We start from the raw sequence: 23,422 nt of genomic DNA on the forward strand, positions 1-23,422 counted from the left end.
ACGACACGGGTCCGGGGGTGGGTAGCGGTGTGGATCGCGGGCGTGTTGCTGCTGATCGTCGCGGTGGGCGCGTTCTTCTACATGAAGCACACGCGTAACGAACTGCACGCCATGATCGGCACGGAGACGCTCTCGATCCCCGAACTCGAGCAGTACCGCAGCGCCTCCGACGGACTCGGGGCCACGGGCACGTTCCGTAAGCTCTCCGAGGTCGTTGGTGCGGCGCACCCACGACCGGAGGGGCCGCTGACGGCGGAGCTGTCGAAGGTGGAGTGCGTCTGGTACCGCTACCGCATCGACCGACACTACGAGGTGATCGAGTACCGCGACGGCAAGCGGCACCGGCGCAAGCGCACCGAACGCGTCGCCGAGCACACCTCGAGCGAGGGCTACGCGGTGATCGACGCCGAGGGCCGCACGATCGAGGTCGACCCGAACGGCACCGAGCCCGACGGTGTGGAGCAGACCGTCAGCCGGTTCGAGCCCCACGGGGGCAAGGAGGGCGGCGTCGAACTGTTCGGCATCGCGTTGCCCGCGTTGCTCGGCCGTGGTGACAGCACCATCGGCTACGACTACAAGGAGTGGGTGATCCGTCCGGGCCGGCGCCTCTACGTGCTGGGCGAGGTCCACGACCGGACCGGCCCGCTCGTGATCGGCAAGCCGGCGGGGAAGGGTCACTTCATCATCTCCACCCGAACGGAGCAGGAGTTGCGTGACAGCCGGGTCCAGCGGCACAAGCTCCTGGCGATCGGCACGGTGGCGAGCACCCTCCTGGGGCTCGGGCTGCTCGTGGGCGGCCTGTTCACCTGACGGGCCGGTGACGCGTCGGTGTCCGTCAGTGCCGGCGCCCGCGGGGCCGGATCGACGCCACCAGCATCAGTACCCCCACCGCGACGGCTCCGCCCGCGAGCACCCAGCGCAGGTCCACGTGCCCGAGCCAGGTGTGTGCGTCGGACAGGACGTAGGACGACACGAGCAGTGTGGCGATCCCGGCGAGCAGGGTGAACACGTCCCACGTGCGCGGGGCGGTCCTACGGTCGTTCGAGTCAGCCACGACGCACCTCCACGTTTCCGGCTCCGATCTTCGCGGTCAGCGTGATCTTGGGACCACCCTCGCCGTCGGTGCCGGGGTCGACGCCCCGCAGCTCGGGGGTGTCGATGCCGTTGTGTTCCTGTCCGAGGCATTCGACGTTGCCGACCGCGGCTTCGCACCGGTAGTCGACGTCGGCGTCGGGTGGGAGGAGCACCGTGACGTTGCCCGCGCCGCTGCGCACGGTGGTCCGTGCCGAATCACTGCCGCTGAGCCCGGTCAGGTCGAGTTGCACGTCGCCCGCCGTGCGTTCGTAGACGGGCTGCACCTGGTCGGCCGAGGTCGGAGTGGCCCGCAGCTCGCCGAACCCGCCCCCGACGTGTTCGAGCGGCACGGCGCTGAGGGTGAGACCCACGAGCGCCAGCGGCACGGCCAGCCACACCAGGCCCCGTCCTCCCCCGAGGAACGAGCCGGCCACCATGCCGAGTCCGAGCACCGCGAGTACCAGACCCATGACGTGTGCCGGGGTGAACCACGGCACGCCTTCCGCGGCGAGCGCCGCGCCCACTCCGCCGACGGCCAGTGCCACGCCCGTCACCGCGAATCCGATCTTGGACTTGCGGCGTGGCGGTGGTGGCGGTTCCGGCGGCGGCGGAGTGGGTGCGGTGGCGTCCGGCAGCCGCCAGCCCAGGGGATCGGCCCCGAGCGGATCCCAGGTCGGCGCTGCCTGCGACACGGGCTGTCCCCACATACCCGCGTCGCCCCCCGTCCCCGTGGAGGTCATCCCCGCCGGCCCCGTTGCGACCCCTCCGGTGGGAGCCGGGCGGCGGAGGTGGCCTCTGCTGCGGTGCAGCAGGTACACCCCCGCCACGACGAGCGCCAGCCCCACGAAGGTGCCGCCGTCCACCCAACTCGCGGAGAAACTCGCCAGCCCCAGGAGAACGAGCGCCGCGCACAGCGCGAGCGTGAACCCCTTCGACATCGAGCTCCGCCCCTTCCCCAGGAGACCTTCGAGCCCCGACACGTCGTCCCCCTCCTCCGGAAGGATGGCCCAGCCCAGCAGGTAGAACGCGAGACCGACACCCCCGAACACGGTCAGCACGACGAACACGACGCGCACGATGGCCGGGTCGATGCCGTAGCGGTGACCGATCCCGGCAGCGACCCCCGCCAGCTTTCGGCCCCGGTGCGGGCGCCTGGGCCGGGAGACCCAGAAGTCCTTCACCGTGTCCTCGAAGCCCTCGATGCGCCTCGTGGAGTCCGTCGTGGTGTTCATGCCGAACAGCATGCTCGACGCCGTGGCCGCGCACATCGGGGAGTAACCCTGAACCTTCCCCAGGCCTGGGGCGAGGGTCCGGGACGACCTCAGGGGCTTCCCCGATGACCTCGGGGCCCTGGCGTGTGACGATGGCGGGGTGGAGGAGCAGGTGACCGGTGAGCGCGGGTCCGTGGAAACGCAGGAGCCGGTGTCGCGGGGGCCGGGGTCCACGTCCGGGTCGGGGGCCGGTGCGCTCGTGAAGCCCGCGGGCAGCGGGCCTCCTTCAGCGGCGGGGGAGTTCGACGACCCGCCGAAGATGTACCGCCGCCGTTCGGGCCGGGCGCTCGCCGGCGTGGCCGGGGGGCTCGCCGACCACCTCGGCGTCAACGTGCTGTGGGTGCGGGTGACGTTCGCGGTGCTCGCGGCGTTCGGGGGGATGGGGCTGCTCGCCTACGGGCTGTTGTGGGTGTTCGTGCCACAACACCAGGGGGAGGATCCGAGCGCGCCCGAGTCGGCCAAGGAGAGGCAGCAGGCGTACGGGCTCATCGCGCTGGGTATCGGGCTGACCTTCGCGGGCGGTGCGCTCACCGGTCTGTTCAGCGGCTGGGTGGGACTGCCGATCGCCGTGGCACTCGTCGGTGCCGCGGTGGTGTGGCGGGAGGCCGACGAGTCGCAGCGCAGGCGGTGGCGGGACGGCGCCCGGTCCGGCGTGGCGGGGGTGCTCGGAGGTGGCGGGGTCCGCCCGATCGTCCGCGTGCTCGCGGGCGTGGCGCTGGTGGTCACGGGTATCGGCGTGGTGGTCTTCCGCGGCGGCAGCTTCGACCAGGTGCAGTTCGCGCTGATCGCGGTGCTGGCGACGCTGGTCGGGGTCGCGGTGCTGACGGTGCCGTTCTGGCTGCGGTTGATCCGCGACCTCGGTGAGGAACGCCGGGCGAGGATCCGAACCGAGGAGCGTGCCGAGATCGCCGCCCACCTGCACGACTCGGTGTTGCAGACGCTGGCGCTGATCCAGAAACAGGCCGACATGCCGCGTGAGGTGGCGAGGCTGGCCCGTAGCCAGGAGCGGCAGTTGCGGCAGTGGCTGTACGGGCCGTCCGGATACGGGACGAAGCGGAACTCGGGGGAGGGGCAGCGCGAGGTCACGAGTCTCTCCGAGGCACTGGCCACGGCCTGCGGTGAGGTGGAGGACACCTTCGCGATCTCGGTGCAGCAGGTGGTCGTCGGCGGTGAGGTCGAGGTCGACGAACGGCTGGGCGCTCTGATCCAGGCGGCTCGCGAGGCGATCGTGAACGCGGCCAAGCACGCGGAGGTCGAGGAGGTCAGCGTGTACGCGGAGGTCGAGAGCGACGCGGTGACCGTGTTCGTGCGCGACCGGGGTCGGGGCTTCGACCCCGACGCCGTTCCGGCGGACCGGCATGGCCTCGCGGACTCCATCCGGGGCAGGATGGAACGCAACGGTGGCAAGTGTCGGCTGCGTACCGCGCCGGGCGAGGGCACCGAGGTGCAGTTGGAGATGCCGCGCAGGTCCGCGGACAGGAGCGCGCAGGGGGCGATGTGACCACAGACGAGCAGCAGAAACGACCCGTGACGGTGTTTCTCGTCGACGACCACGCTCTGTTCCGGGCAGGTGCCCGCACCGAGCTGGAGTCGGTGAGCGACGAGGTCCGGGTGGTCGGCGAGGCCGGCTCCGTGGGCGAGGCGGTGGCCGGTATCCGCCGGGCGCGGCCGCAGGTGGTGTTGCTCGACGTCCACATGCCCGACGGCGGTGGGGCCGAGGTGCTGCGCAAGGTGCGGCCGGAGCTGCCCGACGTGGTGTTCCTCGCGTTGTCGGTGTCCGACGCGGCCGAGGACGTGATCGCGGTGATCCGAGCGGGCGCGCGCGGGTACGTCACCAAGACGATCTCATCACGTGAGCTGGTGCGCGCGGTGCTTCGGGTGGCCGACGGCGACGCGGTGTTCTCGCCGCGCCTCGCCGGATTCGTGCTCGACGCGTTCGCCGACCGTCCGGGCGCCGAGCCCATCAACGACCCCGACCTCGACCTGCTCACCCCGAGGGAACGCGACGTGTTGCGACTGCTCGCGCGCGGCTACGCGTACAAGGAGATCGCCTCGGAGTTGTTCATCTCGGTGAAGACCGTGGAGACCCACGTGTCCAGCGTGTTGCGCAAGACGCAGCTGTCCAACCGCTACGAGCTCTCGCGCTGGGCCTCCGACCGGCGGCTCGTCTGACCCCAGCGCGGCACGAGCACGGCCAGGGCCAGCGCGCCGAGGACCCCGAGGCCGGCCGACGCCACGCCCGTCGACTGACCGGGCGGGCTCCAGTCCAACGTCAGCACACCGGTGTTCGTGCCCTCGGGCAGCGTCACGGTGACCAACCCGGCCGGTGACGGTTCCACCGGTACGTCGACGCCGTTCACGGTGGCGTGGTAGCCGGGCCAGGCCAGGCGTGCGAACACGAGCCGGTGCTCGCGTGCCGGGTCGGTGGTGGCGAAGTGCACGGTCTCCCCGGTCGCGCCCGTGGCGTTGTGGACGGTGGCGGCGTCGGTGACGTCCAGCCCCGGTGACGCCCATGTCAGCGTCGAGTCCGGCCACCGCAGCGGTGCCTCGCGCCGCAGCACGGTCACCACCTCGTCGCGTTCGCGCACCCGCCAGCCCTCGGGCGGCTGTGCCGTGCGGGCCTCGGGCACGAGTGCGTGCTGCACCACCACCGTGGTGACGCCGAGCAGGTCCGCCAGCGGAGCGCCACCGAAGCCGGTGGGCCGCCACAGCGCGTCCCACGCCTCGGGGCAGGTGGTGGAGCCCGTGTTGTCGAGACAGAAGGTGTCGATGAAGTCGAGGAAGCCGAGTCCCGTGTAGGCCACGAGCGACTCCACACCCGCGGCGGAGTAGACGTTGCCGAACAGGAAGTACCGCCACGCCCCGTCCGGGTGCAGCCCGAGCGTCTGCTCCGCCGTGCCCATGTCGGCGATCTGCATGACCTCGCCGGGGTAGCGGTCGGCGAACCGGGCTTCCAACTCGGCCACCGAGTGCGGGTAGTGGAGCTGGGAGACGTTGGTGTTCTTGGGCGCCATCGCGAGCTGGTAGGTGAGGACGGCGGCCGTGCCCACGCACAGCAGGCCGGCGAGGCGGGTTCCGTTCGCGCCCCGGCACCAGCCGACGACGGCCGCGGCGAGCACGGCGACCAGCAGACCACCGCCCACGTGCCACACCCACTTCTCCGGGTCGGCCGCCCAGGCCAGGTACACCCCCAGCGCGACGATCACCGCCGTCGCCGCCGCCCGTGGGCGCGGACGGTCGGTGCGCAGTCCCGACGACAACACCACGGCGAGCACGACCGCGCACGCGAGGAAGCAGTACTCCAGATGCCGGATCGGCCAGCGGAACAGCCACAACTTCGACGGCCCCAACGCCGCCACCGCGAACACCGCCGCCACCGCGAGCGGCGCGAGCAGCAGCCGCCACCGTTGCCGCACCACCCGCCAGTGCAGCCAGGGCAGCAACGGCAGAACGAACCACGCGAAGTACACGGCGGGCACGGCGAGCCCGGTACCGCCGAAGACCCCGATGTGGGGCAGGTGCGTGGGAGTGCTCGACGCGAGCAGGTCGGTCAGGCTCGGTACGAGGAACCCGTCGTTGACCACGGTCGTGTCGCTGCGCCACGTCACCGAGGAGCTCGACAGCAGCGGCAGGAACACCAACGGCACCAGCAGGGCGGCGCAGGTGCCCAGCCCGAGGACCACCACGGTGCCCCTGCCCTTGCGGCGCGCCGCGAACTCCACGAGAAGTCCCAGGTAGACGACCGCGACCCCGAGCACGCCGTAGGGGTTGCCCGCCGTCACGGCGAGCGCGGCGACCACGAACGCCCACAGCGGGTTGAGCCCGCCGCGCGCCGCCCGGCGCGTCACCCACCACACGTGCGGCACGTACGCGAACGCCAGCAGCCCGGACGCCCACGAACCGGCGTCGAAGTAGAGCACGTAACCCGCGAACGGCAACGCCACCGCGAGAGCGGCGGCGGCGGGGCGGGCCGCGCCGTACTCGCGGCACAACAGGTACGCGCCGAGCGCGAGCAACACCAGGAACTCGGTCTTGACCAGCACGGCGGCCACGGCGAGATCGGGCAGCGCCGCCACCACGAGGTAGTTCACCACGTTGACCGGGTTGTAGACACCGAACAGGGCTTCGGCGGCGAGGTTGCCGCCCATCCAGGAGTCGATGTCGAGCAGCGGGGGCCACTGCCCCTCCGCGATCCGCTCGCCCAGCCGGTGCCACATCGGGAGGAACTGGGCGGCGCTGTCGTCCCAGAAGTAGAAGATGCGGTTACGGACCAGCGGCAGTTGCGCGAGCAACGCCACCGCCACACACACCCCCGTGGCCACCCAGAATCCCGTCGCCCGCCGGTGGCGGGGCGGCGGGGCGGCGTCGTCGGGGCGGGCGACGGGAGCGGCGGTCGTGGTGGTCGTCATGAGCGGATCTCCGTGGTGTGCTCGGCCCAGCTCGGGTGGGTGCGGCGCTCGGTGAGGATGTACTGCGTCACGAGGAACGTCGCGGGAATCGCGACCGACGCCGCGAGCAGCGGTGCGACTGCCTCGTCGACCGAGAACACGTTCACGAGCAGGTACAGACCCGCCGAGGTCACCACGAAGTTCGTGGCGTTGGAGAGGGGGAACAGCAGGAACGTGCGCAGGCGCGGGCGGGTGCGGAACGTGAACCGGCAGTTGAGGAAGTACGACCCCACCATCGCCAGTACGAAAGCGACGGTGTGCGCGACGAAGTAGTCCAGCATGAGCCGCAGCAGCAGGTAGAGGCCCACGTACGTCGCCGTGTTGACCACGCCGACCGCGGCGAACCGCACCAGCCGTCCACGACCTAGTCGTCCACGCACGGTGTCTCCGGCGCGACGCTGTGGCTCGTCTCCTTCAGCAGGAAGTGCGGACGCTGTTTCGTCTCCTGGTAGATCCGGCCCAGGTACTCGCCCAGAACACCGACCAGCAGCAACTGCATCCCGCCGAACCCGATGATGCCGCACATGATCGTGACGTAGCCGGGTGCCGTCGTGCCGTTGAGCAGGGCACCGGCGACGAGCCAGAGGGCGTAGCCGAACGCGGCGGCCGTGCACAGCGCGCCCAGGTACATCGCGAGCCGCAACGGTTGGTGGTTGAAGGACAGGATGCCGTCGATGCCGTAGTTGACCAGCGACCGCAGCGACCACTTGCTGTCGCCGTCGGTCCTCGCCACGTTCTCGTAGTCCACGACAGCCGTGTCGAAACCGATCCACGCGAACAGTCCCTTGGAGAACCGGTTGCGTTCCTCCAGCGACAGCAGTGCGTCCACCGCGCGCCTGGTCAGCAGCCTGAAGTCGCCCACACCATCGGTCAGTTCCACGTCGACGAGCCGGTTCATCATCCGGTAGTACGCCCGCGACGCCGCCGTCCGGACCCGCGCGTCCCCCGTCCGGTTCCGCCTGGCGACCACCTGGTCGTATCCCTTGTCGATGAGGGCCACCATGTCGCCCAGCAGTTCCGGCGGATGTTGCAGGTCGGCGTCGAGGATGGCCACCAGGTCACCCGCGGCGTGTTTCAACCCCGCCAGCATCGCCGATTCCTTGCCGAAGTTGCGGCTGAGCGACAGGTACCGGAACCGCGAGTCCGCCCGTGCCATGGCACGGAGCTGGCCGAGTGTGTCGTCGGTGCTGCCGTCGTCCACGAGGATGACCTCGAACTCCTCGGTGAGAGGAGACAGTACGTGCAGCAGCTCCGCTCTCAGGCGGGGTAGGCAGGTTTCCTCGTTGTAGCACGGGACGATGACGGAAAGACGCATTGTCCGCTGCTTTCGGTTCGGCCGGCACGCGAGGGAACGGCGGTGCGCGCACGAGCCGGCGGCCCGGACGGCACTGCGGTTCCCCCTCCTTGCTTGCCGACCGGTCGCGGAGGGAAACCAGAGGTCAGCCCATCGTGTGTCGCCCGCCCGCGCGGAAGACGTGAAAAACGCTCTAAAGGGCGACGACGACCACGATCACTGCCAGCACGACGACGAACGCCGCGAGCGCCCACAGCAGGATCCGCCGCGACGAGGGCGCCGGATCCGACGCCGCGCGCACCGCGGGGTTCGAGGACACGGCGGAAGCCGGTGCCACCCTCGGCGGGCGCGGCATCAGGGGAACCGTGGGCATGGCCGGGGCGGTCGGTGGCACGAACCCGGCCTGCCTGCCCTTGCTCACGGCGCGTAACGCGGCGACCGTGTCGGCCAGCGCCGGACGCAGGTCGGGCTCCGAGCGCAGCAGTTTCTCCAGCGCCGCCGTCAACGGTCCGCTACGCGAGGGCACCACGGGATCCCCCTCGCCGTCGGAGCCGAACGGTGGAGAACCCTCCACGGCCTTGAACAGGGTGGCGCCGAGCGCGTACGCGTCGGACTGCGCGGTGGGCGCTGCGCCGCGCTTGACCTCCGGCGCGAGGTAGGCCGGGTCGGGCGCTCCGCCGTGGATGCCGATGTCGGTGAGCTTGACCCCGCCGTCGTCGGCCAGCAGAACGTTGCCGGGTTCCACGGCGCCGTGCACCACCCCAGCACCGTGCGCGGCGGCGAGCGCCGCCCCGAGCGCCGCGCCCAGGTAGCCCGCCTGCTCCGGGGTGAGCGTGCCGTGCTCGGCCAGGAAGTCGGCCATGTTGCGCGACGGCACGTACTCCATGACGAGCCACACCTCGTCGCCGTCCTGCAGCGCGTCGTACACCGTCACCGCGCTCGGGTGGACCACCTGCATGGCGCGCTTCGCCTCGGCCAGCGCCGTCCGCCTCGCCTCGTCGGGCTCCCGCTCCGGATCGAGGTACGTCGGCTTGGCCGCGACCGTCCGGTGCAGCATCGTGTCGAAGGCCAGCCACACGATGCCTGCCCGGCCCCGACCGATCGGCTGGTCGAGCCTGTACCGCTCGCCGACGAGAGCGCCTTCGGTGTTCTTCACACGACCCCTTGTATCGCGATGCCAGTCAAACGAACATCAACGAACGCGTAGCGGTCACCCGTTGCCTGCACCCGACGCTTCACCCTCAGGCGGAGTGGTGGAGGACGTGCCCGGCGTTTCGGTGCCGGTGTCACCTCCGTCGCCGTCCCCCGGAGTGGTGGTGTCGCTGTCGTCCGGTGTGGAGGTCGGCTGACCGTCCGTCGTGGTGGGGTCGACGGTGGTGTCCTCACCGTCGTCCGTCGGGACCGGGATCTCCTGGTCCCGACCACCACCGGGGTCGGCAGCCGTCGGCGCCGGGTTGTACTCCACGGTCTCCTCGGTGGTGGTCGTCGTGGACTCCTCCGAGGAACTCGTCGAACTCGGCCACGACTGCGTGGTGCCTTCGGGGAGCTGGTTGCCGGGCTCCTCGGTGGTGTTGCCGCTACCTCCGCTGCCGAAGATCCAGATCACGAACGCCGCCATCCCGATCACCACGACGGCGCCGATGACGGCGGGCACCTTCCAGTTGCCCTTCTCCTCGTCGTCCGCCGAGCCGGGAGGAGGACGGTCGTAGCCACGGTCCGTACCGCGCTCGTCGTAGCGGTCGTCGTAGCGGTCGTCGTCGTACGCCGCCGTGTCGGCGGGTACGGCACGCGTGGCCTGAGGGCCCGGGGCGACCGCCGTGCGCTCGTACTCGTCGTAGTCGTCGTAGGTCTCGCGCGGCTGTGCCGCCGTGGGCGGACCTTCGTCGTAGTACTCGTCGGCCTGGTAGCGGTCGTCGTACCCGGCGTCGTAGCTGTCGTCGTAGCGGTCGTCGAGTTGGCCGGAGTGGCCGTCCGGGTAGTCGGCGGCGGCCGCACCCAGTGCTCCACCGACCGCGCCCGCGCCGGCGGCACCGAGCACGGCGGTGCCGCCACCGGGCCTGCGATGCGCGCGGGTGGCCTCGTCGCCGGGACCACCGAGCGGTGTCTCCCCGCGCGCGACGGCGGCCAGCAGTTCCTCGCACTGCGCCGCGGTCGGCCGGTGCGACACGTCGGGGTGCAGCATCACGGCGAGCACGCTGGTCAGGGGCCCGGAGCGGCGAGGTGGGTTGATCTGCCCCGCGGCCACGGCGTGGAGCAGCCCCAGCGTGTTCTCGCTGAGCCCGAACGGCGGTTGTCCTTCCGAGGCTGCGTACAGCGTGGAGCCGAGGGAGAAGACGTCGGACTCGGGACCCGGATCGCCTCCCACGGCGACCTCGGGGGCGAGATAGGCCGGCGTTCCCGCGATCATGCCCGTCTTGGTGACCGTGACGTCGTCCTTCGCCCGTGAGATGCCGAAGTCGGTGATCTTCACGACTCCGTTGTCGGCGAGCAGGATGTTGCCCGGCTTGATGTCCCGGTGGACGATGCCGACGGCGTGCGCCTCCTTGAGGGCGGCCGCGATCTGCGCTCCGATCTTGGCCACCTCGATGGGTGGCAGCGTTTTGCGGGTCTGGAGTTCCTGCGCGAGGCTGGTCGACGGCAGGTACTCCATGATCAGACACGGCTGCCCGTTGTCGTCCGTCACCACGTCGAACACGGTGATCGCGTGCGGGTGGTGCAGGCGGGCCGCGATCCGGCCCTCGCGCATGGTGCGTTGCCGCGCGTCCTCGGCCTCGTTCTCGTCGAGGCCGGGCTGGAGCAAGAGCTGCTTGATCGCGACCGTCCGGTGCAGCACTTCGTCGTGTGCCTGCCAGACGGCACCCATGGCACCGGTCCCGATCCGCTTGATGACACGGTAGCGGCCGGCGACCAGGCGACCCTCGTCGCTCACGCGACCTCCTTCGGGCTCGCACATACCGGAGTTCGTGTGCCGGCTTACCGAGACCGACCCACGACAGACTAGGCTGATCACCCTACGCACACATGGGGGGCACGCTCGGGGAAAGCCTTCGCACCCCGATCGAGGGCCACGGTAACGGGCTCACAAGGCCGATGAGCTTACATGGTCTTGATGGACAGCAGCGTCGCACGGTTGATGACCGGATGCGGACCGTCACTGAATCCCAGGAGCTGGGTGATCCGCAACGAGGGTCCGTACTCGGGTTTCATGGTGACGACGACGCGGACCGACCCGGCGGTCTCCGGGTACACGTGTTCCACTTCCACGGACGTGAGCGACCGCCACACGCGCAGTAGCTGTTCCCGCTCGTCACCCACCAGAGTGGGGGACACCTTGGCCAGGGCCGTCTCGGGAGCCGAGCTCACGAGGTCGTAGAAGTCGCGGACGACCGACCGTGGGTCCACGGGATCCACGGGCGTCGAGGAAGAGGCCTCGGCGTCAGTACGTGAGACACCCGCCTCGGTCGTGGTGGCCGCCGTCCCGTGTGGTTCGTCGCCCGGTTCCGGCAGGTCGTCGAGTGCCTCCACGCCGGCAGGGGGCGCGACGTCCGCGACGGTTTCGGTCTGCGACATAGCTGTCTCGTCGCCTTCCCGCGCCGCGGCGGGAGAGGCCGCGTCGGCGCTCGTGTCCCGGTCCGTCCGGTCGGAGGAGGCGGGGAGGGAGAACCCACCGAGCGCGGCGGCACCGGTGATCCCGGCCCGGTCGGCGGACTGCCCCTCACCGGTCGGCTCGGCGGGGTCGCTCGCCTGCATGGCGGCCACCACCATCGATACCACGACAGCCGTCGCGGCCAGCAGCAGCGCGATCAGCTTGGCTCTGCGGGCGAACGGGCTCTCGGGTTCTTCGGCGGGTGCGGTGTCCGCACTGCCGGATCCGCTTTCCGCGTCGCCGGCTGACGCGTCGTGCATGCCGAGAGCCTCGATCGGGAGGCTCGGATGTGTGGGGTCGTCGACGACGACCGTGGGCTCCTGCCCCTGATGGCGCCGGTCGTGCACTGCCTGCCCTCGCCTGCGTTGATGGTGTGGCCGTTGTCCTGCCGTGCGATGCGTGGACTCCGCGACCTAGACAACTCGTTCGTTGAGCCGTTTACCAGGATTCGTCGGTGGAGAGCACGGCGTGGACGATGAACGGCGCCTCACGTCACCCAAGCAGAGTAATTTTCAACCACTCACCGACCCGCACGTGCAGGTGAATGTGCGAAAACGCGTGCATCAGCGAGGGCGAGGGGCCGGTGAGAGGCCACTGCGCGACCCGAACGGGCGAGCCACGAGGGCGTCGTCACAGCGTGTCAGCCGCGATCAGGTCGTCGTCCGAGAACACGAGCTTGCGGGTCTGCTGCTCGCTCGTGCCGTCCACGTACGTGACCTCGACCGTGTTGAGCGTGTAGCCCTCGTGGGGATCGACGTAGACCTCGTGTACCTCGAAGTACGCCACGTCCGAGTACTTCGCGGCGAGGCCGTCGGGGCCCTGCGCCGCGAGCTCTCCCGTGGTCAGGGCGTGCGCGGCGTCCGGATCCTCCGTGACGGTGTTGAAGTAGTCCTGCGAGCGCTGCGCCAACGTGTCGCCGTCGTGGGGAGCCCACAGAACGACAGGGGCACTGTCGGTGGGGGCGGGTGTGACCGGTGGTTTCGACGGCGTGGGAGCGACGGTGCCGGGCACGCCGTCGCCGTCTCCGTCGCCCGGTTCGTCGGCGACGACGGTGCGATCACCGCCGTCGTCGGAGCCGGGGGTGGAGTCGTCTCCCCGGTGCGCGGCGGGAACGGCCTCGGCGTCACCCGCCGCGGCGGGACCGTCGTCGTCCGGTGCGGCGGTGGTGTGGGCCTCGGTGCGGGGATTGTCGTTGCCGCCGTTGCCCGGCAGCGTGGGTTGCCGGGAACTGTGCTCGGGCCACGTCTGCAAGGCCCTCGCGTCCTCGGCGGGGTCGCTCACGAACGCTGTGCCCGCCACCAGCATCGCCGCCACGACGGCGCCGGAGGCCGCGCTGGCGAACCACGCGGCCTTTCGCCAGGTGCGGGGCGGGGTGACCGACGCGGGAACCGACCCGAGGTTGAACTTGCCGAGGCCGCCGGACCGGGGCATGCGTACGCGGACGTTCTCGTCGCCCGGCCCCTGTGCCTCGGACGTCGGTGCGGTCAGCAGCACCCTCCTGCGCCGCCCCCCGGTCCGCTCGGTCCCAGGGACGTCGTCCGGCAGCGGCAGGAGGCCGCTGGCCGAGGTGAACCCGACGTCGTTCGCGATCGGGGAGGTGATCCGCGGGATCTCCTCGGTACGGGCGTGGCACGCACCTCCACCGCCGGCGGGCGGGGTCCACGTTCCCGGAGCCGGCCGGTGCCGGTGCCCGACGGTCGGAAGGATCGGGCCGGTGTCCGGCCCGTGGTCGGGTTCGTGCCGGGAAGCCATGTGGCCGACGACCGTGACAGGTCCGGTGTCGTCGTCGGAACCGGTGGCTCGGCCGGGCTCGTGGGGAACTTCGGATGTGCCGTTCATGCCGGGTGGACGCCTCCTCCCGCTGCTGCCACAGCGTCGGACGAGGTCGCCGTGGCCGGGTCGGGACGAAGGACGTCGCGTGTCCGTGAACCAGCATGCGACCTCGCACATGTGGACCGGAGGACTTCGATGTCCGCGACACCCTTCGCGCTCACCTCAAGCAGGGTAGGAGCTTTTCGCCCCGGCGGTGGGCGGGGAACGCCGACGACCGCCCGATTCACTCGGTCGGGGAGCCGGAGGGCCGTGCGTCGGCGCTGCCGCCGGGCCGGTCAGCCACCGCTGCGGTAGCGCGCCTGGGTCGACTGGAGGGCTTTGGTGGCCACCGCGCCGGAACCCACGGCGAGCAGTACCGCCAGGATGTCCATCACGGTTCCTCCGGTGGAGAAGAGCAGTGCCACGACCGCGCCCGCGACACCGCCCCCGGCGATCGGCCACCGCGACCGCACGTAGTCGGCGATGGGACCGCCGCCTGCCCGCTTGTTCGCCGCGCTGTTCAACATGGCCAGGTAGCCGGCGTGCGCGAGCGCCGCGAGCAGGCTCGCGATCGAGACCACGACGGCGATGATGTTGAGGATGTCCATGACACCAGTGTGCCGCCGACCCGCCGGGGTCCGGGTCCGGGAGATCCCTGAAATCGGGACGGGGCCAGCGGCCGGCCGGTGAAGGGTCAGCGTCTCAGGGTCAGTGTCCCAGGATCAGCGTCCCAGCCGTCCCCGGCCGAGGTTGAGCAACGCCATCGCGAGCTGCCTGCCCTCGGGACCCAGCTCCCGGTAGCGGGCGAGGACGTCCATCTCGCGGTTGTAGACGATGCGGGGACCGCCCGCGGCCATCCGGGCCGCCCCGATCGTCTTCGACACCTCGGCGCGGCGTTTCACCAGCCTGAGGATCTCCGCGTCGAGCCAGTCGATCTCCTTGCGGAGCTGGTCGATCTCCTCGGCGGTGGTCGCGCCGGACCGGCCTGCCTCGTCGGTGTCGTGGGTCTGGGCGTTCATCGTGACCTCTTCTCGCTCGTGGAGCCGGTCCGTCCCGAGACGACGAAAGCCCCGGGTCCGGTGGACTCCGGGGCTTTCGTGACGACTTGTGGTGCTACGCGATCACGGGAGCCGGAGTCCGGTTCCCGTAGAAAAATCGAAACGCGTCGCGTCGCACGGGTCGAGTATGCCACACGGCTTGCCTGCCGAGCCCGCAGGTAACGGGGAACACAGCCGCTCGTGCGATCACGCCGTCGTGGCCGGGCCGGTTCGCCGCGGGCCCGCCGCATGCGGGTCGGCCCTGAGGTGTACGGGCGTCCGGGTACGACGACTAACATCGATACGTCCGTCCCTCCCCAGGCCGGGCAGCTGCTGCGGACGCTGTGTCGCGACCGTGCTCGGTGCACGCGGTGTGGTCGGGAGACCGCGCTGTGGTCGATCCGTCCGTCGTCGGCGGTATCGAGTAGCGTCTGCGCACGTCAGCTCGCCAGGCACGTCGTTAGGTGCACTCACTCACCATGAACACCCTGTTCGACCTTCCCCCCGAATCCGCGGGCCGCAACGGGCGTAGTGGAGCCAACGGAGCCAACGGAGCCAACGGCTCGCAGGCGGTGTCTCCGGCCACGCACGCCGAGCTACTGGACGATCTGAACCCCGCCCAGCGCGCGGCCGTGGAGCACCAGGGCCGTCCGCTGCTCGTCGTCGCCGGGGCCGGCTCCGGCAAGACCCGCGTGCTGACCAGGCGGATCGCCTACCTGCTCGCCGCGAGGGACGTGCACCCGGGCCAGATCCTGGCGATCACCTTCACCAACAAGGCCGCCGCCGAGATGCGCGACCGGGTCGCCGACCTGGTCGGTCGCCGCGCGGGCGCGATGTGGGTGTCGACGTTCCACTCGATGTGCGTGCGCCTGCTGCGACGTGAGGCGAAGACGCTGGAGATGACGTCCAGTTTCTCCATCTACGACGCCGACGACAGCAGGCGGTTGATGACGTTGGTGGGCCGGGACCTGGACCTCGACCCCAAGCGGTACTCCGCGCGGGCGCTCACCACACACGTGTCGAACTGGAAGAACGAGCTCGTCGACCCGGACGCGGCGGCCGACGTGGCGGCGAGCGACTTCGACCGCAGGGCGGCGGAGGCGTACCGCGAGTACCAGCGCAGGCTCGCACAGGCCGGGGCGATGGACTTCGACGACCTGATCATGCGGACCGTCGAGCTGTTCCAGGCCTTCCCCGACGTGGCCGAGCACTACAGGCGGAGGTTCCGCCACGTGCTCGTCGACGAGTACCAGGACACCAACCACGCGCAGTACACGCTGGTGCGCGAACTGGTCGGTACCGCGCCCACCGAGACGGGCGTGGCTCCGTCGGAGCTGTGCGTCGTCGGTGACGCCGACCAGTCGATCTACGCCTTCCGCGGGGCGACCATCCGCAACATCGAGGAGTTCGAGCGCGACTTCCCGGACGCGCGCACCATCCTGCTGGAGCAGAACTACCGGTCGACCCAGACGATCCTGTCGGCGGCCAACGCCGTCATCGCCCGCAACCCCGGCCGCCGCGACAAGCGGCTCTGGACCGACGCGGGCGACGGCGAGCGCATCGTGGGCTACGTGGCCGACAACGAGCACGACGAGGCCGCCTTCGTGGCCGGGGAGATCGACGCGCTGGCCGACCGGGGGGAGGCGAAGTACTCCGACGTCGCCGTCTTCTACCGGACCAACAACCAGTCGCGGGTGTTCGAGGAGATCTTCATCCGGCTCGGGCTGCCGTACCGGGTCGTCGGCGGCGTGCGGTTCTACGAGCGCAAGGAGGTCAGGGACGCGCTGGCCTACCTGCGGTTGCTGGCGAATCCCGACGACACGGTGAGCCTGCGCCGCATTCTCAACGTGCCGAAGCGGGGTATCGGCGACCGTGCCGAGGCCGTGGTCGCCACCCACGCCGAGCGGGAACGCGTCTCGTTCGCCGCCGCGTTGCGGGACGCCGTCGAAGGCCGCGTCCCCCTGCTGAACACGCGCTCGCAGAAGGCGATCAGTGGGTTCGTGCAGCTGGTCGACGGGCTACGCGAGCTCGTGGCCGAGGGCGCGGACGTCGCCGAGGTCCTGGAGGCGGTGCTCGACCGCACCGGGTACCGCGCCGAGCTGGAGGAGTCGAAGGACCCGCAGGACGCCTCGCGGTTGGAGAACCTCGACGAGCTCGTCACGGTGGCGAGGGAGTTCACGGAGTTCGCGCAGACCGTGGCGGCGGAGTCGGACACCGAGGACGCCGATGTGCCGGAGCCGGGTTCGCTGCCCGCCTTCCTCGAGCGGGTGTCGCTGGTCGCCGACGCCGACTCCATCCCGTCGCCGGACGGCGGTGACGACGAGGACGGTGAGGACGACCAGGGTGTGGTCACGTTGATGACCGTGCACACGGCCAAGGGGCTGGAGTACCCGGTGGTGTTCTGCACCGGCTGGGAGGACGGCGTGTTCCCGCACCTGCGGGCCCTCGGTGAGCCGAAGGAGCTGGCGGAGGAACGCAGGCTCGCCTACGTGGCCATCACGCGTGCCCAGCGCAGGTTGTACGTCTCGAGGGCACTGGTGCGTACCGCCTGGGGCCAGCCGATGAGCAATCCGGCCTCACGGTTCCTCGACGAGATCCCCGAAGAACTCCTGGACTGGCGCAGGCAGGCGCCGTCGCGGGAGACCGGCTCGCCCCGGGCGGCGACCACGTGGGGAAGCAGGCCGGGCATCGGCTCCGATTCGGCGCAGGCCGGAATCGCGGCGGGCGGGATGCGCACCACGTCGTTCCGAGGCGTGCCGTCCAGGCGCGGCGACGGGTGGAAGAGCGCGGTGGCGCTCAAACTCGACGTGGGCGACCGGGTCAACCACGACAAGTACGGGCTGGGCACCGTGGTGGCGACCGAGGGGGCGGGGCCGAGGGCCACGGCCACCATCGACTTCGGCAGCGCGGGAACCGTGCGCCTCATGTTGATCGGTAGCGTCCCGATGGTGAAGCTCTAGGCCGTGTTCCACGCCTCCCGCGTACCGGCTGCGCGGGAGGCGGTTTTTGTCGGTGGCTCCCGCTACTGTCTTCCTCGAACACAGGTTCGACGGGAGTGGGGTTCATGGCGGGTCGCGTCACAGCCGGGGTGGTGTCCGGCTCGGGGACAGGCGCGACGCACGGCGCGGCCCGGGGGTCGGTGGACTCCCGGGCCGCGTGGGTGCTCGAAGAGGGGTTCGCCGGGCGGCGAGGCCTCGCCTCGGTGAGCTCGGTGAGCTCGGTGAGCTCGGTGGTGTCGCGGTCAGAGGTAGACGCCGCGGGCGGCGAGCCAGGCCTGCGGGTCGATCTTCTGGCCGTTCTGGTGAACCTCGAAGTGCAGGTGCGGGCCGGTGGACTGGCCCCGGTTCCCGATGACGGCGATCTGCTCACCGGCCTTGACCCGCTGGCCCACGGAGACGGAGTAGCTCTCCATGTGGCCGTAGACGTGGATCGTGCCGTCGTCGAGCTGGACGCGAACCCAGAGGCCGAAGCCGCTGGCGGGTCCCGCCTCGATCACGGTGCCGTCAGCGGCGGCGACGATCGGGGTGCCGATGCTGTTGGCGATGTCGATGCCGTAGTGGGTGGTGCCCCAGCGGGCGCCGTAGCCGGAGGTGAACACACCTTGGGCGGGGGTCACGAACTTGGGGCGGGCGGCCTCCTCGGCGGCCCTGCGACGCTCCTCCGCCTCGCGTTCGAGACGCTCCTCGGTGAGCTCGGCGCTCTCGGTGAGCTTCTGCGCCTCGGCGGAGGCGTCGGTGGGGGCGTCGGCCATCTGGAGCAGGACCGGTGCGCCTGCGCGAGCGTTGCCACCGACGCCCGCGGCGCCTCCGGTGGTCATGGCCGCGTTCGCGTCGCTCGCGTTGGCCAAGGGGGTCACGTCGGTCTGGCGCTCGGTGGAGTCGCCGGACGCGGCCTGGAGTGTCTGTCCTGCGGCGGCGGCGGCGAACGCGCCTGCCGCGACGGCGGCCACCATCACGCGGCCCCGCAGCGCCGACGAGGGCGCGGGAAGCCGGTGAGAACCCCGGGCACGGATGACAGCACTGTCCAGTGCTTCTTCGAGTGCCGGGGAAGGACCTTGGCCGCCGGGGGAGCGATGTCGAGCCAAGACAGCGCCTTCCGTTACTCGGGGGAGCCAGTTCGCGAGCCACCGGGCGGGGGGACCCGGTTGAGCGGTGTCGGGGGTACCGCTCGCGGTTCGTGATCTGACCGTAATGGGGACTGCGGGACAGTAACGAAATGGTGGCGCTGGGGGCAAGATGCGGATCGCGGCCGGGGTGCGACAGAGGGTCGTCGCGGCGCGCTCGTCCCCTCATGACGACAGGTAGAGAGGGGTTTACCGATGGTGTGTGATGTGCGTTACAGTTAGGCAACCGGAGGTTTGAAACGGTGCCGGAGAGGTCTCGATCTTCGGGTTTCCGCCGGTCCGTCGTACGAGCCCGGTGAGCCCTCCCGGCAAGCCCTCCCGGCTACCCTCGTCGCCGGAAGTCCTCGCGGCGCGGGCGACCGTGCCCGGATGCGCCGCGTGCCGCAGATCCGTCACGGGGGTGGACCATCGGAACGCGACGCGGAGACGTGACCGCTACGCCGGCCGCGGGTGGTCCGCCCGAGCCTTCGGCGTCAGGTCCCGACCCCCGCCTGGTGCGTGCGGCGCTGGCCGTCGCACTCGTCGGCGCCGCCCTCCGGGTCGCGGGCGGGATCGCGCCGGTGCTGGAGGGAGCGGAACGCGGCTTCGCGAGTATCCCGCTGCTCGTGGTGCTCGCCGTCGTTCCCGTGGTGCCGGCTTGCGTGCTCGTCGCGCGCTCGCGCCCCGGTGCGGCTGCCGCCGTCCTGCTGGGCGCTGCCGTGCTCGCTCCGGGAGCGGCCGTGGCCGATCTCCAACTCGTCGTGGACCCGTCTGTGGCGTCCCGGCCGGAGCTGTACCTGCCGGTCGATCTGTCCCTGCCCGAGCCCCGGCTCGGTCTGTGGTCGCTGCTCGCAGGGCACGTGGCCGCGATTTCCTCGGGCCTGTTGGCGTTCGGTGCTCTGCGCGTCGAGTGGTCGGGCTCCGACCCGCTCGGCACCGAGGACCTCGGCGGTGCCGTCGCGGCGTGGCGACGTCGGTACCTGCTCGTCGCCCTGCCGGTCGCCGTGGTCGGGGCGTGCGGGTTGCTGATGACGCCGTTCTATTCGGACGACGTGTACCTGCTCGCGCAGAACGCCTTCGAGGGGCCGGGGATGGAGCTCGTGGGCGGCGTGCTGTGTGCGCTCGCGCTCCCCGTCGGCGTGGTGCTGCTCGTGGCGAGTTGCCGCGAGGCGGCCGTGGCGCGCGGCGCGCTGGCCGGGCTCGCGCTCGCGCTCGCGGCGGTGGGCGTGCCTCCGCTGGTGGCAGCCCTGGCCATGCCCTCCCTCGACGTCGGCGCGGGCTCGGTGTTGGCCGTCCTGGGTGTCGCGGGGCTCGGCCTGTTGGCGGCTCTCGGCTCCGACTCGTCCGGTCGTGAGGCCGGTGACGTGTCGGGGGAGGGGGCTCGGATGCCGGGGCGGCGCAGGTTGGAGGTCGCCACCGGAGTGCTCGCGGCGGTGACCGGCGCGCTGGCCGTGGCGGGTGCACTGCTGCCGCAGGTGCAGGTGAGCGGCGAAGGGCCCGCACCGCAGAGCCCCGCGCGATGGTTGTTGTTCGCGGCCGGGTTCGTGCTCGGTGTGCTCGGCCTCGCGCTCTTGGTCGACCGGCTCGCCCCGGTGGTGCGGCCGGCGGTGTCGGTGGCCTGGGCGGGCGTTCCGTTCACCGCCGCCGCGGTGTTGGACACGGCCCTCACCAGTGGGTACACGCCGTCGGTCTGGTCCGCGCCCGGCCCCGGCGGGCCACAGCTTCGGGAGTACCTGACGGCGGAGTCGATCGGCTCGGGGCCCGGCGTGCTGTGGGCCTGGCTGGCGATGGTGGGAGCTGTGGTCACCGCGTGCTGCTCGGTCGTGGCGGGTGTCGTGGAACGCGAGGACCTCGACGAGGGCGACGACGTTTCCGGTGCCGCGAGCGGGGTGTCGGGAGTGGGGCTTCGGATGCTCACCCCGCTGACGGCGGCGACGGTGCTGTCCGTCGCCGCGTTCGCGACCCCGATGGTGACGGCGCCGGAGTACGTCGAGACGGGATTGTGGTCCGACGTGGGCCCGCCGACCTGGGGCCTCGTCGTGGCGGTACTCACGGTGACGGGTGCTTGCGCGCTCGCGGTGCGGAGCAGGCCCTCGCGGGCGGCGGCGTTGCTCGCGGGTGCGGCCTGCGTCGTGGGCCTGCGGGCGGCCACCGTGCCTCTGGTCGGTGGCGAGATCGAGGGGTCGTCGGCGGGTCTCGGGTTGTGGTTCTCGCTCGCGGCGACCGTGGCCCTCGCCGCGTGCGCGACGATCGCCGTACTCGGTCACCGGCGGGCGTGACCGGGCGCGTCGCAGGGTACGCGATCGTTATCACCCGATAGTGTCAGAGTGGTCGTCGGCGAGCGCGATCTGCGCCACACCGCCCAGGTCAGAGGGGGTGCGGTGACCGAGTTCACCTGACGTGGGCGACGTCGCCGCCGGGCAGGTCGATAGGGTCAACGGCGTCCGGCAGCACGGTTTTACGAAAACCACATTGGCGTGTCGTCAGGAGACGGAAGTAGTGGACCTCTACGAGTATCAGGCGAAGGAGCTTTTCGCTGCCCACGGCGTTCCGGTACTGCCCGGAGCCGTGGTCGGTGAGGCCGAGGAAGCCCGCCGGGCGGCCGAGGAGATCGGCGGCCAGGTGGTGGTCAAGGCTCAGGTGAAGACAGGCGGCCGGGGCAAGGCCGGCGGGGTGAAGCTCGCCGCCGATCCGGCCGAGGCAGTGGAGAAGGCCCGGGCGATCCTCGGGCTGGACATCAAGGGACATGTGACGCGCCGGGTGCTGGTGACCGAGGCATCCGAGATCGCCGAGGAGTACTACTTCTCGTTCCTGCTCGACCGTGCCAACCGCACGTTCCTGGCCATGGCCTCCGCCGAGGGTGGCATGGAGATCGAGCAGCTCGCTGTCGAGCGCCCCGAGGCGCTGGCGAAGGTCCCGGTGAACCCACTGACCGGTGTGGACCTCGACAAGGCACGCGAGATCGTCACCGAGGCGAAGTTCCCCGAAGCGGTTCGGGAGAAGGCCGCCGAGGTGATCGTCAAGCTGTGGGAGACGTTCGTCGCCGAGGACGCCACGCTCGTCGAGGTGAACCCGCTGGTGCGGGACCCGAAGGACGAGATCGTCGCGCTCGACGGCAAGGTGACGCTCGACGACAACGCGGAGTTCCGGCAGCCGAAGCACGCCGACTTCGTCGACGTCGAGGCGGAGGACCCGCTGGAGGCCAAGGCGAAGGCCAAGGACCTCAACTACGTGAAGCTGGACGGGCAGGTCGGCATCATCGGCAACGGTGCCGGACTGGTGATGTCCACGCTGGACGTCGTGGCCTACGCGGGTGAGCGCCACGGTGGTGTGCGCCCCGCGAACTTCCTCGACATCGGTGGCGGCGCGTCGGCCGAGGTCATGGCGGCGGGGCTCGACGTGATCCTGGGCGACCCGGACGTCAAGAGCGTGTTCGTCAACGTCTTCGGCGGTATCACCGCGTGCGACGCGGTGGCCAACGGCATCGTCGAGGCGCTGAAGATCCTGGGCGACGAGGCGACCAAGCCGCTCGTGGTGCGGCTCGACGGCAACAACGTCGAGGAGGGCCGCCGCATCCTCGCCGAGGCGGCGCACCCGCTCGTGACGCTGGTGGACACGATGGACAGCGCGGCCGACAAAGCCGCCGAGTTGGCTTCGGCAGGTGCGTGAGAGACATGTCGATTTTCCTGAACAGCGAATCCAAGATCATCGTCCAGGGCCTCACCGGGTCCGAGGGCACCAAGCACGCCACCAAGATGCTGGCGGCGGGCTCGAACATCGTGGGCGGCGTCAACGCCCGTAAGGCGGGTCAGACCGTCACCATCAACGGCAAGGACCTCACCGTCTTCGGCACGGTCGCCGAGGCGATGAAGGAGACGGGTGCCGACGTCAGCGTGATCTTCGTGCCGCCGAAGTTCGCGAAGGACGCGGTCATCGAGGCCATCGACGCCGAGATCCCGCTCGCCGTCGTGATCACCGAGGGCATCCCGGTGCACGACTCGGCCACCTTCTGGGCCCACGCGTGCGCCAAGGGCAACAAGACACGCATCATCGGTCCGAACTGCCCGGGCATCATCTCGCCGGAGCAGTCCAACGCGGGCATCATCCCGGCCAACATCACCGGTCGCGGCAAGATCGGCCTGGTGTCGAAGTCGGGCACGCTGACGTACCAGATGATGTACGAACTGCGGGACATCGGGTTCTCGACGGCCATCGGCATCGGCGGCGACCCGATCATCGGCACCACGCACATCGATGCGCTGGAGGCGTTCCAGGCCGACCCGGAGACCGAGGTCATCGTGATGATCGGTGAGATCGGCGGGGACGCCGAGGAGCGGGCCGCCGAGTACATCAAGGCCAACGTCACCAAGCCCGTCGTGGGTTACGTCGCCGGCTTCACGGCGCCCGAGGGCAAGACGATGGGTCACGCCGGTGCGATCGTCTCCGGCTCGTCCGGTACGGCGCAGGCGAAGAAGGAGGCTCTCGAGGCCGCCGGTGTGAAGGTCGGCAAGACCCCCACCGAGACCGCCGAGCTCGCGCGCGAGCTGTACAAGGCGCTCTGACGCGGACGACGGCTGTGATGCCGTCTTCGGGAACGGGGCCGGGCACGCGGTGTGCCCGGCCCCGTTCCTTGTCCTGGCCGGTCTGTGTAAAAAGGCAGCGGAACAGCGAAACCGGACACGGCCTTCCCGCGTCGAAGAGGTGGGCGAGAAGTCGGCACACTCGAACGGGTTGCACG

General features: G+C 70.7%; 19 protein-coding genes. 7 read left to right on the forward strand and 12 right to left on the reverse strand.

Translation table 11 applies throughout. The features are described 5' to 3' along the window. Nucleotides 1-27: 27 nt before the first annotated feature. Entirely contained in the window at nt 28-810 is a 783-nt protein-coding gene (locus SACCYDRAFT_RS02820; protein WP_043536094.1) for an E3 ubiquitin ligase family protein, read from the forward strand. A gap of 25 nt (nt 811-835) precedes the next feature. Here SACCYDRAFT_RS02820 and SACCYDRAFT_RS02825 read toward each other — a convergent pair whose 3' ends face one another. Then, nucleotides 836-1,054, reverse strand: a complete 219-nt coding sequence (locus SACCYDRAFT_RS02825; protein WP_005453390.1) for a hypothetical protein — start codon at nt 1,052-1,054, stop codon at nt 836-838. Then, entirely contained in the window at nt 1,047-2,318 is a 1,272-nt protein-coding gene (locus SACCYDRAFT_RS02830; protein WP_043537009.1) for a PspC domain-containing protein, read from the reverse strand. Before SACCYDRAFT_RS02830 ends, SACCYDRAFT_RS02825 begins: the two co-directional genes overlap by 8 nt. A 127-nt stretch (nt 2,319-2,445) precedes the next feature. On the opposite strand from SACCYDRAFT_RS02830, the gene SACCYDRAFT_RS02835 reads away from it, so the two are divergent. Together SACCYDRAFT_RS02835 and SACCYDRAFT_RS02840 are read left to right on the forward strand one after the other, a co-directional pair. Beyond that, nucleotides 2,446-3,846 (forward strand): ATP-binding protein, encoded by a 1,401-nt coding sequence (locus tag SACCYDRAFT_RS02835; protein ID WP_232283770.1) that lies wholly within the window; start codon nt 2,446-2,448, stop codon nt 3,844-3,846. After that, a complete protein-coding gene (locus SACCYDRAFT_RS02840; RefSeq protein ID WP_005453396.1) occupies nt 3,843-4,517 on the forward strand; it encodes a response regulator in 675 nt (224 codons plus the stop codon). Before SACCYDRAFT_RS02835 ends, SACCYDRAFT_RS02840 begins: the two co-directional genes overlap by 4 nt. On the opposite strand, the gene SACCYDRAFT_RS02845 is transcribed toward SACCYDRAFT_RS02840, so the two are convergent. The 9 genes from SACCYDRAFT_RS02845 to SACCYDRAFT_RS02885 form a co-directional block, all read right to left on the reverse strand. Next, complete coding sequence (locus SACCYDRAFT_RS02845) at nt 4,475-6,754, reverse strand: hypothetical protein (protein ID WP_005453397.1); 2,280 nt, start codon at nt 6,752-6,754, stop codon at nt 4,475-4,477. The two genes, SACCYDRAFT_RS02840 and SACCYDRAFT_RS02845, sit on opposite strands and share 43 nt — an antisense overlap. Beyond that, nucleotides 6,751-7,173, reverse strand: a complete 423-nt coding sequence (locus SACCYDRAFT_RS02850) for a GtrA family protein (RefSeq protein WP_005453400.1) — start codon at nt 7,171-7,173, stop codon at nt 6,751-6,753. Before SACCYDRAFT_RS02850 ends, SACCYDRAFT_RS02845 begins: the two co-directional genes overlap by 4 nt. Continuing rightward, a complete protein-coding gene (locus tag SACCYDRAFT_RS02855; RefSeq protein WP_005453402.1) occupies nt 7,158-8,108 on the reverse strand; it encodes a glycosyltransferase family 2 protein in 951 nt (316 codons plus the stop codon). The genes SACCYDRAFT_RS02850 and SACCYDRAFT_RS02855 overlap by 16 nt, the downstream gene beginning before the upstream one ends. A gap of 172 nt (nt 8,109-8,280) precedes the next feature. Further along, entirely contained in the window at nt 8,281-9,243 is a 963-nt protein-coding gene (locus SACCYDRAFT_RS02860) for a serine/threonine-protein kinase (RefSeq protein ID WP_005453404.1), read from the reverse strand. 54 nt (nt 9,244-9,297) lie between these two features. After that, the gene (locus SACCYDRAFT_RS02865) at nt 9,298-11,016 is read right to left on the reverse strand and encodes a serine/threonine-protein kinase (RefSeq protein WP_005453406.1); all 1,719 of its coding nucleotides are present in this window, start codon (nt 11,014-11,016) and stop codon (nt 9,298-9,300) included. A gap of 167 nt (nt 11,017-11,183) precedes the next feature. Further along, the gene (locus SACCYDRAFT_RS25375) at nt 11,184-11,993 is read right to left on the reverse strand and encodes a hypothetical protein (protein WP_157606459.1); all 810 of its coding nucleotides are present in this window, start codon (nt 11,991-11,993) and stop codon (nt 11,184-11,186) included. A gap of 370 nt (nt 11,994-12,363) precedes the next feature. Then, nucleotides 12,364-13,572 (reverse strand): hypothetical protein, encoded by a 1,209-nt coding sequence (locus SACCYDRAFT_RS02875; RefSeq protein ID WP_005453410.1) that lies wholly within the window; start codon nt 13,570-13,572, stop codon nt 12,364-12,366. A gap of 269 nt (nt 13,573-13,841) precedes the next feature. Then, the gene (locus tag SACCYDRAFT_RS02880; protein ID WP_005453413.1) at nt 13,842-14,153 is read right to left on the reverse strand and encodes a hypothetical protein; all 312 of its coding nucleotides are present in this window, start codon (nt 14,151-14,153) and stop codon (nt 13,842-13,844) included. A gap of 114 nt (nt 14,154-14,267) precedes the next feature. Next, the gene (locus SACCYDRAFT_RS02885) at nt 14,268-14,564 is read right to left on the reverse strand and encodes a chorismate mutase (RefSeq protein WP_005453415.1); all 297 of its coding nucleotides are present in this window, start codon (nt 14,562-14,564) and stop codon (nt 14,268-14,270) included. 497 nt (nt 14,565-15,061) lie between these two features. On the opposite strand from SACCYDRAFT_RS02885, the gene pcrA reads away from it, so the two are divergent. Next, nucleotides 15,062-17,542 carry a DNA helicase PcrA gene (gene pcrA, locus SACCYDRAFT_RS02890; RefSeq protein WP_005453417.1) on the forward strand — a complete coding sequence of 827 codons (2,481 nt, stop codon included), beginning with the start codon at nt 15,062-15,064 and terminating at the stop codon, nt 17,540-17,542. 281 nt (nt 17,543-17,823) lie between these two features. On the opposite strand, the gene SACCYDRAFT_RS02895 is transcribed toward pcrA, so the two are convergent. Then, complete coding sequence (locus tag SACCYDRAFT_RS02895; RefSeq protein ID WP_005453419.1) at nt 17,824-18,534, reverse strand: M23 family metallopeptidase; 711 nt, start codon at nt 18,532-18,534, stop codon at nt 17,824-17,826. A gap of 599 nt (nt 18,535-19,133) precedes the next feature. Here SACCYDRAFT_RS02895 and SACCYDRAFT_RS02900 point away from each other — a divergent pair. From SACCYDRAFT_RS02900 to sucD, 3 genes are all read left to right on the forward strand, one after another. After that, nucleotides 19,134-20,963: a hypothetical protein gene (locus SACCYDRAFT_RS02900; RefSeq protein ID WP_005453421.1), complete on the forward strand. Its 1,830-nt coding sequence runs from the start codon at nt 19,134-19,136 to the stop codon at nt 20,961-20,963. Between the two features lie 220 nt (nt 20,964-21,183). Then, nucleotides 21,184-22,353 carry an ADP-forming succinate--CoA ligase subunit beta gene (gene sucC, locus SACCYDRAFT_RS02905; RefSeq protein ID WP_005453423.1) on the forward strand — a complete coding sequence of 390 codons (1,170 nt, stop codon included), beginning with the start codon at nt 21,184-21,186 and terminating at the stop codon, nt 22,351-22,353. Between the two features lie 5 nt (nt 22,354-22,358). Next, complete coding sequence (gene sucD / locus SACCYDRAFT_RS02910) at nt 22,359-23,246, forward strand: succinate--CoA ligase subunit alpha (protein WP_005453424.1); 888 nt, start codon at nt 22,359-22,361, stop codon at nt 23,244-23,246. The last annotated feature ends 176 nt before the right edge of the window (nt 23,247-23,422 follow it).

The sequence above is a fragment of the Saccharomonospora cyanea NA-134 genome (assembly GCF_000244975.1).
GTDB lineage: Bacteria > Actinomycetota > Actinomycetes > Mycobacteriales > Pseudonocardiaceae > Saccharomonospora > Saccharomonospora cyanea.

What these genes read in the sequence shown, in the direction of transcription:
- SACCYDRAFT_RS02875 (WP_005453410.1), bottom strand. Translation starts at nt 13,572, where the DNA reads ATGAACGGCACATCCGAAGTTCCCCACGAGCCCGGCCGAGCCACCGGT.
- SACCYDRAFT_RS02830 (WP_043537009.1), bottom strand. Translation starts at nt 2,318, where the DNA reads ATGCTGTTCGGCATGAACACCACGACGGACTCCACGAGGCGCATCGAG.
- SACCYDRAFT_RS02855 (WP_005453402.1), bottom strand. Translation starts at nt 8,108, where the DNA reads ATGCGTCTTTCCGTCATCGTCCCGTGCTACAACGAGGAAACCTGCCTA.
- SACCYDRAFT_RS02845 (WP_005453397.1), bottom strand. Translation starts at nt 6,754, where the DNA reads ATGACGACCACCACGACCGCCGCTCCCGTCGCCCGCCCCGACGACGCC.
- pcrA (WP_005453417.1), top strand. Translation starts at nt 15,062, where the DNA reads ATGAACACCCTGTTCGACCTTCCCCCCGAATCCGCGGGCCGCAACGGG.
- SACCYDRAFT_RS25375 (WP_157606459.1), bottom strand. Translation starts at nt 11,993, where the DNA reads ATGCACGACGCGTCAGCCGGCGACGCGGAAAGCGGATCCGGCAGTGCG.
- SACCYDRAFT_RS02880 (WP_005453413.1), bottom strand. Translation starts at nt 14,153, where the DNA reads ATGGACATCCTCAACATCATCGCCGTCGTGGTCTCGATCGCGAGCCTG.
- SACCYDRAFT_RS02895 (WP_005453419.1), bottom strand. Translation starts at nt 18,534, where the DNA reads ATGGTGGCCGCCGTCGCGGCAGGCGCGTTCGCCGCCGCCGCCGCAGGA.
- sucD (WP_005453424.1), top strand. Translation starts at nt 22,359, where the DNA reads ATGTCGATTTTCCTGAACAGCGAATCCAAGATCATCGTCCAGGGCCTC.
- SACCYDRAFT_RS02885 (WP_005453415.1), bottom strand. Translation starts at nt 14,564, where the DNA reads ATGAACGCCCAGACCCACGACACCGACGAGGCAGGCCGGTCCGGCGCG.